This window comes from Streptomyces sp. NPDC045968, from assembly GCF_056430475.1.
On the sequence record NZ_JBWKLF010000018.1, the window covers coordinates 32902 to 45758 of the forward strand.

Annotated in this window: 10 protein-coding genes; 9 read left to right on the plus strand and 1 reads right to left on the minus strand. The window is 72.8% G+C overall.

What is annotated here, in order from left to right; translation table 11 throughout:
• Positions 1-95 precede the first annotated feature (95 nt).
• Positions 96-2096 (plus strand): heavy metal translocating P-type ATPase, encoded by a 2001-nt coding sequence (locus AC07FA_RS33170; protein WP_479080057.1) that lies wholly within the window; start codon positions 96-98, stop codon positions 2094-2096.
• Here the strand turns inward: AC07FA_RS33170 and AC07FA_RS33175 are convergent.
• Positions 2093-2641 (minus strand): GNAT family N-acetyltransferase, encoded by a 549-nt coding sequence (locus AC07FA_RS33175; RefSeq protein WP_479080058.1) that lies wholly within the window; start codon positions 2639-2641, stop codon positions 2093-2095. The two genes, AC07FA_RS33170 and AC07FA_RS33175, sit on opposite strands and share 4 nt — an antisense overlap.
• Positions 2642-2861: 220 nt before the next feature.
• Between AC07FA_RS33175 and AC07FA_RS33180 the strand changes: the two genes are divergently transcribed.
• From AC07FA_RS33180 to AC07FA_RS33215, 8 genes are all read left to right on the plus strand, one after another.
• The gene (locus tag AC07FA_RS33180; protein WP_479080059.1) at positions 2862-4469 is read left to right on the plus strand and encodes an ABC transporter substrate-binding protein; all 1608 of its coding nucleotides are present in this window, start codon (positions 2862-2864) and stop codon (positions 4467-4469) included.
• The gene (locus AC07FA_RS33185) at positions 4466-5419 is read left to right on the plus strand and encodes an ABC transporter permease (RefSeq protein WP_479080060.1); all 954 of its coding nucleotides are present in this window, start codon (positions 4466-4468) and stop codon (positions 5417-5419) included. The genes AC07FA_RS33180 and AC07FA_RS33185 overlap by 4 nt, the downstream gene beginning before the upstream one ends.
• Positions 5416-6306 carry an ABC transporter permease gene (locus tag AC07FA_RS33190; RefSeq protein ID WP_479080061.1) on the plus strand — a complete coding sequence of 297 codons (891 nt, stop codon included), beginning with the start codon at positions 5416-5418 and terminating at the stop codon, positions 6304-6306. Before AC07FA_RS33185 ends, AC07FA_RS33190 begins: the two co-directional genes overlap by 4 nt.
• A 34-nt stretch (positions 6307-6340) precedes the next feature.
• Positions 6341-7411 (plus strand): ABC transporter ATP-binding protein, encoded by a 1071-nt coding sequence (locus tag AC07FA_RS33195; RefSeq protein WP_479080062.1) that lies wholly within the window; start codon positions 6341-6343, stop codon positions 7409-7411.
• 83 nt (positions 7412-7494) lie between these two features.
• Positions 7495-8451 carry an ABC transporter ATP-binding protein gene (locus tag AC07FA_RS33200; RefSeq protein WP_479080083.1) on the plus strand — a complete coding sequence of 319 codons (957 nt, stop codon included), beginning with the start codon at positions 7495-7497 and terminating at the stop codon, positions 8449-8451.
• A 63-nt stretch (positions 8452-8514) separates the two neighbouring features.
• Positions 8515-10320 carry a gamma-glutamyltransferase family protein gene (locus AC07FA_RS33205; protein ID WP_479080063.1) on the plus strand — a complete coding sequence of 602 codons (1806 nt, stop codon included), beginning with the start codon at positions 8515-8517 and terminating at the stop codon, positions 10318-10320.
• A 45-nt stretch (positions 10321-10365) separates the two neighbouring features.
• Positions 10366-11211, plus strand: coding sequence for an inositol monophosphatase family protein (locus AC07FA_RS33210; RefSeq protein WP_479080064.1), 846 nt, complete (start codon positions 10366-10368; stop codon positions 11209-11211).
• Positions 11212-11319: 108 nt separating this feature from the next.
• Positions 11320-12735 carry a phytoene desaturase family protein gene (locus AC07FA_RS33215; protein WP_479080065.1) on the plus strand — a complete coding sequence of 472 codons (1416 nt, stop codon included), beginning with the start codon at positions 11320-11322 and terminating at the stop codon, positions 12733-12735.
• Positions 12736-12857 lie beyond the last annotated feature (122 nt).

Genomic DNA, 12857 nt, shown 5'->3' on the forward strand with positions numbered 1-12857 from the left:
GAGTCCATCCTACTGATAACACATGAAGACCTGTTCAGATGTTCCTGTATGGTGGGCTCGTCGCCGGCCCCCTGCCCGTGAAGGGTTGATTTGTCATGCCTTCTCTCCTGCTTCAGCGTCCGGAACGGGCGGCGTCGGCCGGTTCCGCGACGGCGCCGCGGCGCCGCACACGGGTCCTCGCGCTGGCGGAGGCTCGCTGGGCGGGTGCCGCTCTGGTCCTGTTCCTGGCCGCGCTTCCCTTGCAGCTGACGGGTGCCGCTGCCTGGATCTGGGGACCGCTGTACGCCCTCTCCTACCTCACCGGGGGCTGGGAACCGGCCTGGGAGGGGCTGCGGGCGCTCCGGAGCAGGACCCTCGACGTCGACCTGCTCATGATCGTCGCGGCGGTCGGGGCGGCGTCGATCGGTCAGGTGATGGACGGCGCCCTCCTGATCGTCATCTTCGCGACCTCCGGCGCTCTGGAGGCGCTGGCCACCGCCCGTACGCAGGACGCCGTGCGCGGGCTGCTCGACCTCGCCCCGGCCACCGCCACCCGGCTGATCCCGGGCGGCGGCGAGGAGACGGTCGCCACCGGGAGCCTCCGGGTCGGCGACACGATCCTCATCCGCCCCGGTGAGCGCGTCGGCGCCGACGGACGGGTGGTGGAGGGTGCCGGTGAGGTCGACCAGGCGACCATCACCGGAGAGCCCCTGCCGGTCGCGAAGGAGGCCGGGGACGAGGTGTTCGCCGGCACCCTGAACGGAACGGGCGCGCTGCGCGTCACCGTCGAGCGGGACGCCTCCGACTCCGTGATCGCCCGGATCGTGGCCATGGTGGCCGAAGCGTCCGGGACGAAGGCGCCCACCCAGCTGTTCATCGAGAAGGTCGAACAGCGCTACTCGCTCGGCATGGTGGCAGCGACCCTCGCCGTATTCCTCGTCCCCATGGCCTTCGGCTCCGACCTCACGAGTGCGCTGCTGCGGGCGATGACCTTCATGATCGTCGCCTCGCCGTGTGCGGTGGTGCTGGCCACGATGCCGCCCCTGCTGTCCGCGATCGCCAACGCGGGGCGCCATGGTGTGCTCGTGAAATCCGCGGTGGTCATGGAGCGCCTGGGCCAGGTGGACGCGGTCGCCCTGGACAAGACCGGCACCCTGACCGAGGGCGCCCCCCGGGTCACCGCGATCCGCCCCCTGGACGGCAGCGGCCTCGACGAGGACGGCCTGCTCGCGCTGGCCGCCGCCGCCGAGCACCCCAGCGAACACCCCTTGGCGCGCGCGGTCGTCGAGGCCGCCCGCGACCGCCGCCTGCGCGTACCCGCGGCCGAGGACTTCACCTCGGCCCCCGGGGCGGGCGTGACGGCCACCGTCCAGGGCCGCACGGTGGCGGTCGGCTCCCCGGCCCGCCTCCTGGCCGCCGCCCCGGACACCGCCCCGGCCCGGTCCGCCGCCGCGCTGACGGCCGCGCTGGAGAGCGACGGACGCACCGCCGTCCTCGTCCGGCGCGACGGGATCCCGGTCGGCGTCCTGGCCGTCGCCGACCGGCTCCGCCCGGACGCGGCGGCCACCGTAACGGCTCTGACCGCCCTGACCGGCCGTACGCCGATGCTGCTGACCGGCGACAACCCGCGTGCCGCGGCCCGCCTCGGCGCCGACGTCGGCATCACCGACATCCGCGCGGGACTGCTGCCGCAGGACAAGGTCACCGCCGTACGGGAACAGGAGGCGGCCGGACGCAAGGTGCTCGTCATCGGCGACGGCGTCAACGACGCCCCCGCCCTGGCCGCCGCCCACACCGGTGTCGCCATGGGCCGTGCCGGCTCCGACCTGGCCCTGGAGACGGCCGACGCCGTCATCGTCCGCGACGAACTGGCCACCGTCCCCGCCGTCATGGCCCTGTCCCGCGCGGCGCGCCGGCTGGTCGTCCAGAACCTGGTCATCGCCGGAGTGTTCATCTCCGGCCTGGTCGTCTGGGACCTGGCCGGCCACCTGCCCCTGCCGCTCGGCGTACTCGGCCACGAGGGCTCAACGGTCATCGTCGGTCTCAACGGCCTGCGCCTGCTCCGCGACGCCGCCTGGGACCGGGCGGCGGCTCCGGCGGATGAGGACAGGCCCTAGCGGAGCTCGCCCTCCAGCATCGCCATCGTGTACTGGTCGTACCACCGGCCGTCGCGGCGGAAGCTCTGGCGCAGGGTGCCCTCGTCCACGAAGCCCACCTTGCGGTAGATGTGGTGGGCCGCCTCGTTCTCGGTGACCACGGTCAGCTTGATCCGGTGCAGCCGCATCTTGTCGAAGCCGTACCGGCACGCCGTCCGCAGGGCGTCGGTGGCGTAGCCCCGGCCCCAAAACTCCTTCTCGCCGAGGTAGATGTCGAGTTCGGCGCACCCCGTCTCGGGCTCGGCGCCGTGCAGGGCGATCAGGCCGATGAGCTGCCCGCTCTCCAGCACCTCGATGCCGAAGAGCAGATCGGTGTACGTGTTCCTGGGCCGGTCCTCCAGCCACTTGCGCGTCAGTTCGGGCTGCTGCGGGTAGCCGTCGCCCATCCAGCGCATGACCTCCGGGTCGTGGTTCCACCGCCACAGGGCCTCGGCGTCAGGCGGTCCCATGGCTCGCAGCTTCACCAGTTCTCCGAGCGCCATGTCGGGCAGCCTCCACGTCTTCATGATCAGTGTGCGTACCCGCGCAGTCCTAACACGGGGCGGGCAGTGCGCTCAACGTGTTTGAGGGACGGCTCCGGCCCCGCCGCCCAGGGCCGCCGCGCCCGTTGTCCGATCGTCAGCAAAATTCCTGTCCGGTATGTGAGCAACCCCCTTGCACTGCGGACTGTATGCGAAATACGGTCTGCGATATTCCTTGATCACCCCCTGCGGGAGGTAGGCCCTCGTGCGCCGAAAAGCGGTTGCCCTGGCGGCGGTTGCCCTGGTGTCCCTCACCTCGGGCTGCGCGTCGCTGCAGTCCTCCGCGACCGAGGTCGGAGGTGTACGGAAGTCCGACGACCGGCCCGTACGCGACGGCGGGACGCTCACCGTCGCTCTCAACTCCGACCCCGACAAGCTCGATCCCACGCTCGCCCAGACCCTCGTGGGCCGCACGGTCTTCGCGGGCATGTGCGAGAAGCTGTACGACATCGACGAGGACGGCACCGTCGTGCCGCAGCTCGCCGCCGCGCTCCCCACCACCTCGGCCGACGGCCGCACGGTCACGGTGCGGATCCGGCACGGTCTGACCTTCAGCGACGGGACAGCCCTGGACGCGCGGGCGGTCGTCACCTCCCTGCTGCGCCACCGCGATCTCCCCGGCTCCGCGCGCGGCACCGAACTGGCCTCCGTCCGCACGGCGCGGGCCACCGGCCCGTACACCGTGCGGATGGAGCTCGACCACCCCTACGTGCCGCTCACCGGCGTGCTCGCCGACCGGGCCGGGATGGTGATGTCGCCGACCGCGCTCAGGAAGTACGGGAAGAACTTCACCAACCACCCCTCCTGCGTCGGCCCCTTCGCCTTCGTCGAGCGGGTCGGCGGCGACCGGATCGTCCTCAGGAAGGACCCCCACTACTACGACGCCGACCGGGTCCACCTCGACGAAGTCGTCTACAAGCCCATCCCCGACGGCAACGTCCGCCTCGCCAACCTGCGCTCCGGCGACCTCCAGGTCGGTGACCAGATGGGCCCCGTCGACGTCCGCAGCGCCCTCACCGAACCGGGGCTCCAGCTCTTCAACTCGCCCTCGCTCGGCTACCAGGGCATCGGCATCAACGTCGGCAATGTGAAGGGCCTCGGACAGCCGCCCGGGAAGATCGACACGCCGCTCGCCCGGGACGTCCGGGTCCGCGAGGCGTTCGAGCTGGCCATCGACCGCGACCTGATCAACAAGGTCGTCTTCCAGGGCATGTACGAACCGGCCTGCGGACCGATCTCCCCGCAGTCCGCCATCGCCCCCGGCGTGCGGCCGCGGGACTGTCCCGAGCGCGATGTCGCCGAGGCGAGGAAGCTCCTGAAGGAGGCCGGGGTGAAGACCCCGCTGAAGATCGAGCTGAAGACCTCCACCACCCCGGAACAGGGGCGCGTCGGCCAGGTCCTCCAGGCCATGGTCAAGGAGGCCGGGTTCGACCTCTCGCTGCGGCCCACCGAGTACGCCACCATGCTCGCGGAGACCGACGCCGGGAACTACGACATCTTCACCAGCGGCTGGTCCGGCCGGCTCGACCCCGACGGCAACGTCTCCAACTTCCTCAAGACGGCGGGCGCCATGAACGCGTACGGCCTCGGCGACCCCGAGATCGACCGGCTGATCGCCGAGGGCCGCACCGTCGCGGACCCGGCCCGGCGCACCGGGATCTACGACGAACTCACCCGCCGGGTCCAGGACGCGCACGCCATGATCTACCTCTACCGGCAGAAGAACTACGTCGTCGCCACGAAGGACGTCGCGGGCATCCGCGTCTACGGCGACGGACTGGTCCGGGTCACGACTGCGGGGTACACCCGATGACGAAGTACCTGCTGACGCGGCTGCGTCAGTCCCTCATCACCCTCTTCCTCGTCAGCATCGTCGTCTTCGCCGGAATCCGGGCCCTGCCCGGCGACCCGGCACTCGCCCTCGCGGGCGAGGAACGCAGCCCCGAAGCGCTCGCCGCGATCCGCGAGAGCTACGGCCTCGACGACACCGTCGTCGTCCAGTACGGACGGTTCATCGGGCACGCGCTCACCGGCGACCTGGGCACCTCCTCCCGTACCGGGCTCCCCGTCGCCGACGCCATCGCCCAGGCCCTGCCCGTCACCCTGGAACTCGCCGCGCTCTCCCTCCTCCTCGCGGTCGTCGTCGGCATCGGAGCGGGAGTCGTCGCCGCCGTACGGCGCGGCAGGCCGGAGGAGTGGCTCGCCAACGCGATCGCGCTGATCGGCCTCTCCGTTCCGACCTTCTGGCTCGGCATCGTCCTGGTCCTCGGACTCGCCATCGCCGTACCGGTGTTCGCCGCTTCCGGTTACGTCCCCTTCGCCACCGACCCGGTCGACAACCTGCGCCGTATGGTGCTCCCCGCGATCGTGCTCGGTTCCGGACTGGCCGCCGTCGTGATGCGCCAGACCCGGGCGGCGATGCTCGACTCGCTCTCCGCCGACTACGTCCGTACGGCACGCGCCAAGGGCCTGTCGCGGCGGTCCGTCATCGGCGGACACGCCCTGCGCAACTCGCTCGTGACCGTCGTGACCGTCCTCGGCCTCCAGCTCGGCCACCTCATCTCGGGTGCGGTCGTCACCGAGCAGATCTTCGTCCTGCCCGGCTTCGGCAAGCTCACGATCGACGCCGTCTTCACCCGTGACTACGCCACGCTCCAGGCGGTCGTGCTCTGCACCTCCGCCGCGTACATCCTCATCAACCTGCTGGTCGACGTGGTCTATTCGGTCATCGACCCGCGCATCCGGCTCGGAGGTGCCCGGTGACCACAGCGACCACGTCCCTTCCCGGCAAGCCCGCCGCCACCCCACGGCGCACGGGAGGCGGAAGGCTCCGCGCCCTGCGCGGTAACCGGCTCGCCCTCACCGGCGGGATCATCGCCGCGGTCTTCGTCCTCGCGGCGCTCCTCGCCCCGCTGCTCGCACCGTACGATCCCGCCCAGCCGGACTTCGGCAACGTCCTGGCGGAACCGGGCCGGACGCACTGGCTCGGCACCGACGACCTCGGCCGCGACCAGCTCTCCCGGATCGTGTACGGAGCACGGGCCTCCATGCAGGTCGGCCTCGTCGCCGTCGTGCTGGCCTTCCTCGTCGGCGTACCGCTGGGGCTGGCCGGCGGGTACTACGGCAAGATCGCGGACAGCGCCGTCTCACGGCTCACCGACACCATGCTCGCCTTCCCGTTCCTGGTGCTCGCCGTCGGGCTCGCCGCGATCCTCGGCCCCTCGCTCACCAACGCGACCATCGCCATCGGCATCTCGCAGATCCCCGCCGTCATCCGCATCACCCGGGCCGAGACCCTGCGACTGCGCCACGCCGACTACGTCGCGGCGGCCATCGCCAACGGCGGCGGCGACGGCACCCTGCTCTTCCGGCACATCCTGCCCAACGCCACCTCCGCGCTGATCGTCCAGGCGACCGTGGGCATCCCCGCGGCCATCATCGGCGAGGCGCTCCTCAGCTTCCTCGGCCTCGGCGTCCAGCCGCCCGACCCCTCGCTCGGCGTGATGCTCTCCGGGGCCCAGTCCTTCCTGGCGCCCGCACCCTGGCTGGCCGTCTTCCCCGGCCTCGCGATCGTCGCGGCGACGCTGGCCTTCAACCTGCTCGGCGACGGACTGCGTGACGTCCTCGACCCCCGCGGAGGCACCCGATGACCACGACCGCGCAGGCCCCCCGCGGAGGCACCCGATGACCGAGACCGTCCTGGAACCCGTACGGAGTCCGGCGGGCGAGCCCGTCCTGAGTGTGCGCGACCTGTCGGTGTCCTTCCGCTCCGACACCCGCACCGTGCACGCCGTCGACGGCGTCTCCTTCGACCTGGCGCCCGGCGAAGTGCTCGCCGTGGTGGGGGAGTCGGGCTGCGGCAAGTCCGTCACCTCGATGGCCGTCATGGGTCTGCTCCCGCCGGCCGCCCGCATCGGCGGGTCCATCAGGCTCGGTGGCCGCGAACTCGTCGGCGCGCCCGAGAAGGAGCTCCAGAAGGTCCGCGGCAAGGACATCGCGATGATCTTCCAGGAGCCGATGACCTCACTGAATCCGGTCCTCACCATCGGCCGGCAGATCGGTGAGGTGCTGCGCAGGCACCAGGGGCTGAGCAGGAAGGAGGCCATGGCGCGCGCCGTGGAACTCCTCGCACTCGTCGGCATCCCGGCCCCCGCACGCCGCGTCGAGGAGTACCCGCACCAGCTCTCCGGCGGCATGCGCCAGCGCGTGATGATCGCCATCGCCGTGGCCTGCGACCCCGCCGTCCTGATCGCCGACGAGCCGACGACGGCACTCGACGTCACGGTGCAGGCCGGCATCCTGGAAGTGCTCCAGGAGCTGCGCGAACGCCTCGGCACCGCCATCGTCCTGGTCACCCACGACCTCGGCGTGGTCGCCGACGCCGCCGACCGGGTGCTCGTGATGTACGCGGGCCGTCCCGTCGAACAGGCCCCGGTCCACGACCTGTTCGCGGCCGGCAGGCACCCGTACACCCGGGGCCTGCTCGGCGCCGTACTGCGCCCCGGCGGCGAGGGCAAACGACGGCTGCCCGAGATCCCCGGCCTGGTGCCGAGCCTCGACAGCAGGCCCGACGCCTGCACCTTCGCCCCGCGCTGCGCCCGCGCCGACGACACCTGCACCGGCCGCCGCCCCGGCTTCAAGGCCGTCGACCGGCGGGCCGGCGCCGACGCCTCGCACCGGGCCGCCTGCTGGCACCCGTACGGAGCGGACGAAGCCACCGCACCCGCGCGACCCGACCAGGAGGCCGGAAAGTGACCACCGCACAGACTGTTCCCGCACCGCGCGAGAACGACGGGGACGCCACGGAGCCTCTGCCCCCTGTCCTCGAAATCGCCTCCATGGAACGGCACTTCGCGGCCTCCGGCGGCGCCACCGTACGGGCCGTCGACGGGGTGTCGATCACCGTCGGGCGCGGCGAGGTCGTCGGACTCGTCGGCGAGTCCGGCAGCGGCAAGACGACCGTCGGCCGCTGCGCCGTCCGCCTCGACGAACCCACCGGCGGCACCGTCCGCATCAACGGCACCGACATCACGCACCTCTCCCGCCGGGCCCTGCGCCCTCTGCGCAAGGACTTCCACCTGGTCTTCCAGGACCCGTCGTCCTCCCTGGACCCGCGCATGACCATCGGGCAGATCATCGCCGAGCCGATCAGGCTGAACCGGCAGGCCCGCGGCGCAGAGGTACGGGCCCGGGTCGAGAGGCTCCTCGGCCAGGTCGGGCTGCGCCCCGAGCACGCCGACCGGCACCCGCACGAACTCTCGGGCGGGCAGCGCCAGCGCATCTCCATCGCCCGCGCCCTGTCCTGCGACCCCGATCTGGTCGTCGCGGACGAACCGACCTCGGCCCTCGACGTCTCCGTCCAGGCCGCCGTCCTCAACCTCCTCGCCGACCTCCAGCGCGACCGCGGCTTCGGCTGCCTGTTCATCACCCATGACCTGGCCGCCGTCGAATTCCTCGCCGACCGGATCGCCGTGATGTATCTCGGGCAGATCGTCGAACAGGCCCCCACCGCCGAGCTGTTCGCCGCACCCAAGCACCCGTACACCCAGGCCCTGCTCTCCGCCGCACCCGTCCCCGACCCGGTCCGGCAGCGCTCCCGCCGGCGCATCGTGCTGCACGGCGAGCTGCCCAGCCCCCTCGACCCCCCTCCGGGCTGCCGCTTCCACACCCGCTGTCCGCTCGCCACCGACCGGTGCCGCACCGAGGTCCCAGCCCTCCGCGAGATCCCCGGCGGACGCCAGGTCTCCTGCCACCTCGTCGCGGACGACGGCACCGCCCCCGACGCGGCTGCCTGAGCCCGCGCCCACGATCCGCCCAGACCGCCAGAACCCCGTACGCCGCACCTAGGAGCCGTATCCGTGTTCACCACCCGGCCGACCCTCCAGGGCACCTTCGGCATGGTGTCCTCCACCCACTGGCTCGCCTCGCAGTCCGCGATGGCCGTCCTGGAGGACGGCGGAAACGCCTTCGACGCGGCCGTCGCCGCCGGATTCGTCCTCCACGTCGTCGAACCGCACCTCAACGGCCCGGCCGGCGAGGTCCCGGTGATCCTGGCGCCGCGGGACGGCGACGTACAGGTGCTGTGCGGCCAGGGCCCCGCCCCGGCGGGCGCCACCGTCGCCCACTACCGCTCCCTCGGCCTCGACCTCGTCCCCGGCACGGGACCGCTCGCCGCCGCCGTCCCCGGCGCGTTCGACGCCTGGATGCTGCTGCTGCGCGACCACGGCACCAAGACCGTCGAGCAGGTCCTGCGGTACGCGATCGGGTACGCCGAGGACGGCCACGCACCCGTCGAGCGGGTCGGCCAGACCGTCGAGACGGTCCGCGAACTCTTCGAGACCCAATGGCCGTCATCCGCCGAGGTCTACCTTCCCGGCGGCGCCGCACCGAAGCCGGGCGAGCTCTTCCGCAACCCCGCTCTCGCCGCCACCTGGCGCCGCCTCACGGCCGAGGCCCGGGAGGCGGGTGGCGAGGACCGCGTCGCGCAGATCGAGGCGGCCCGGACCATCTGGCGCGAGGGCTTCATCGCCGAGGCCCTCGTCCGCCAGGCCGCCGTCCCCACCATGGACACCAGCGGCAAGCACCACACCGGCACCCTCACCGCCGCCGACCTGGCCGGCTGGTCCGCCTCCTACGAAGCCCCCGCCACGTACGACTGGAACGGCTGGACGCTCGCCAAGGCGGGCGGCTGGAGCCAGGGCCCCGCCTTCCTCCAGCAACTCGCCCTGCTCCCCGCCGAACTGCCCGCCTACGGCTCCGCCGACTACGTGCACCTGCTCATCGAGGGCTGCAAGCTCGCCATGGCCGACCGGGAGGCGTGGTACGGCGACGCCGCCGACGTCCCCCTGGACACCCTGCTCTCCGAGCCCTACAACGCCGCGCGCCGTGCCCTCATCACCGGAACCGCCTCGCACGAGCTGCGGCCCGGCAGCCCCGGCGGCCGCACCCCCGTCCTCAGCGCGCACGCCCACGCAGTCGCCTCCGGCGAATCCGGCTTCGACGCCATGGGCATCCCGGCGGCCGGTGCCGGCGAACCGACCGTCGCGAAGGACGGCGCGACCCGCGGCGACACCTGCCACGTCGACGTCGTCGACCGCTGGGGCAACATGGTCTCCGCCACTCCCAGCGGCGGCTGGCTCCAGTCCAACCCGGTCGTGCCCGAGCTGGGCTTCCCGCTCGGCACCCGCCTCCAGATGGCCTGGCTCGACGAGGGCCTGCCGAACTCCCTCACCCCCGGCCGCCGCCCCCGCACCACCCTCACCCCGTCCCTCGCCCTGCGCTACGGCGTACCCGTCATGGCGTTCGGCACGCCCGGCGGCGACCAGCAGGACCAGTGGCAGGTGCACTTCTTCCTCGCCGTCGCCCTGCGCGCCGAGGTCCGGGGCGGCCTCGACCTCCAGGGCGCCATCGACGCCCCGAACTGGCACAACGACAGCTTCCCCGGCTCCTTCTTCCCCCGCGGCATGCGCCCCGGCAGCGTCACCGTCGAGGCGGGCATGGACCCGGAGACCGTCGCGGAGCTGCGCCGCCGGGGCCACGACGTCACGGTCGGTGACCCGTGGTCCGAGGGCCGGATGTGCGCCGTCGCCCGCGACCCGCGGACCGGAGTGCTGTCGGCCGCGGCCAACCCGCGCGGCATGCAGGGGTACGCGGTCGGCCGCTGACCGCCCGCCCGACCCGTCCCCGGCGGACCGTGCTTAGCTGGAGTCATGATCGATGACTTTCTCGCCGAGAACGCCGGGAACGCCGGGCACCTGAACCAGGTCGAGGCGGCGGTCCGCGCAGCGGCCGCCGCCGAGATCATGCCGCGCTACCAGCAGCTCGCCAGCCACGAGATCATCGAGAAGAGCGGCCCGCACGACCTGGTCACGACCGCCGACCGCCTCGCCGAGGAGCACCTGACCGAGTCCCTGACCCGGCTGCTCCCCGGCTCGGTCGTCGTCGGCGAGGAGGCCGTCCACGCCGACCCCCGGGTGTACGACGCCCTGGGCGGCGAAGCACCCGTATGGATCGTCGACCCGGTCGACGGGACCCGGCAGTTCGTCCACGGCGAACCCGGCTTCTGCACCCTGGTGGCCCTGGCCCACCACGGACAGGTCCTCGCCTCGTGGACGTACGCCGCGGCCCTGGGGGAGATGGCGATCGCGGTACGCGGCCGGGGCGCCACCCTCAACGGCAAGCCGCTGCACGCGGGCTCGCCCGCGCCCGGCGCCGTCCTGAAGGTGGCGATGTCCCACCCCGACTACACGTCAGACGCCCAGAAGCGCGCCCTGCTGGGGCTGCGCACCGAAGGCATCGACGCCCGCCCCTGCGGGTCCGCGGGGCTCGAATACCTCGCGGTCGCCTGCGGCGCCCAGGACGCGGTCGCGTTCAACTGGGAGTTCGCCTGGGACCACGCGGCGGGCCTCCTCCTGGTCACCGAGGCGGGCGGCGTGCAGGCCACGCTCTCCGGAGCCACCTTCCGGATCACCGGCGGCAACGACCTGCCCTTCACGGCGGCCCGCGACGAGACCACGAAGGACCGCGTCCTCGCCGCGCTGCGCACCGGGGTCTGACCGGCGCCGCGGCATCTCGCGGCCCGGCGGATGGCCACCCAGGCCCACGCCGTCGGCGGCCCCGAATATCCTGGGCGTCCTGGCCACCGGCTGACAAGGAGTCCCAAGGTGCCGTCGATGCTCGATGCAGTCGTCGTGGGGGCGGGGCCCAACGGACTGACCGCCGCGGCCGAGTTGGCCCGCCGCGGCTTCTCGGTGGAGGTGTTCGAGGCCGCTGACACCATCGGCGGCGGGGCCCGTACCGAAGAGCTCACCCTCCCCGGCTTCCGCCACGACCCGTGCTCGGCCGTGCATCCGCTGGGCATAGGGTCACCCGCCTTCCAGGGCATGCCGCTGGACCGCCACGGTCTGGAGTGGCTCCAGCCCGAACTGTCGCTCGCCCACCCCTTCCCCGACGGGTCCGCCGCCGTGCTCACCCAGTCGGTGGGGGAGAGCGCGATGTCGCTCGGGGTGCGGGACGCGGGCGCCTACCGCCGCCTCGTCACGCCCCACCTCGGGCACTGGGACACCCTCGCCGCCGACTTCCTGCGCACCCCCTGGGACGGGCTGCCCAGCGATCCGTACCGCCTCGCCCGCTTCGGCCTGGTCGGGCTCCAGCCGGCCAGCTGGATCGCCCGGCGGTTCCGGGACCCCAAGGCGCGTGGTCTCCTCGCCGGGCTCGCCGCCCACGCCATCGCTCCCACCAGCGGATTCGCCACCGGCGCCATCGCCCTCGTCTTCGCGCTCGCCGCCCACGAGAACGGCTGGCCGGTGCCGCGCGGCGGCTCGCAGGCCATCTCCGACGCCCTCGCCTCGTACCTGCGGGAACTGGGCGGCACCATCCGTACCGGCACCGAGGTCAAGCGCCTGGACGAGCTGCCGCCCGCCCGCGCCTACGTCTTCGACACCTCGCCGACCGCCCTCGCCCGGATCGCGGGCCTCGGCAACGCGTACCGCGGCTATCGGTACGGAGCCTCCACCTTCAAGATCGATTACGCGCTCTCGGGACCCGTCCCGTGGACCGCGAAGGACGCCCGGCGGGCCGGTACCGTCCATATCGGGCCCACCGAGGGCGAGATCGACCGTGCCCTGCGCGCCGCCGTCGACGGCCGCGATCCGAGCGTCCCGTTCCTGATCACCGCTCAGCCGACCCTCGCCGACCCGTCCAGGGCCCCCGAGGGCCGCCATGTCTTCTGGGTGTACGGGCATGTCCCGGCGGGCTGGACGGGCGACGCCACCGAGGTCATCGAGCGGCAGCTGGAACGCTTCGCACCCGGCTTCCGCGACCTGGTCCTGGCCAGGGCCGTCGCGGGACCACCGGAACTCGCCGCCCGCAACGCGAACTACGTGGGCGGTGACATCGCGTGCGGCGCCTTCTCCGGCCTCCAGACACTGATCCGCCCCAAACTGGCCCGCGTACCGTACGCCACCGCGCATCCCGCGGTCTTCCTCTGCTCATCGGCCACACCACCCGGACCCGGGGTGCACGGCATGTCCGGCCACCACGCGGCGAAGGCGGTCTGGCGACGGCTCCGGGAAGCCTGAGCCGGCGCCGCGTGCCGACCCGGCGGCCTGAGCGGGGAGGGCCGCACGGGAAGGCCCTGGCAGGCGAAGGCTGATGTCGGATTTCCGCCAGCCGTGCCCTTCGCCGTGCACCATCCTTGAAC

What these genes read in the sequence shown, in the direction of transcription:
- AC07FA_RS33170 (WP_479080057.1), top strand. Translation starts at nt 96, where the DNA reads ATGCCTTCTCTCCTGCTTCAGCGTCCGGAACGGGCGGCGTCGGCCGGT.
- AC07FA_RS33175 (WP_479080058.1), bottom strand. Translation starts at nt 2,641, where the DNA reads ATGAAGACGTGGAGGCTGCCCGACATGGCGCTCGGAGAACTGGTGAAG.
- AC07FA_RS33185 (WP_479080060.1), top strand. Translation starts at nt 4,466, where the DNA reads ATGACGAAGTACCTGCTGACGCGGCTGCGTCAGTCCCTCATCACCCTC.
- AC07FA_RS33195 (WP_479080062.1), top strand. Translation starts at nt 6,341, where the DNA reads ATGACCGAGACCGTCCTGGAACCCGTACGGAGTCCGGCGGGCGAGCCC.
- AC07FA_RS33200 (WP_479080083.1), top strand. Translation starts at nt 7,495, where the DNA reads ATGGAACGGCACTTCGCGGCCTCCGGCGGCGCCACCGTACGGGCCGTC.
- AC07FA_RS33210 (WP_479080064.1), top strand. Translation starts at nt 10,366, where the DNA reads ATGATCGATGACTTTCTCGCCGAGAACGCCGGGAACGCCGGGCACCTG.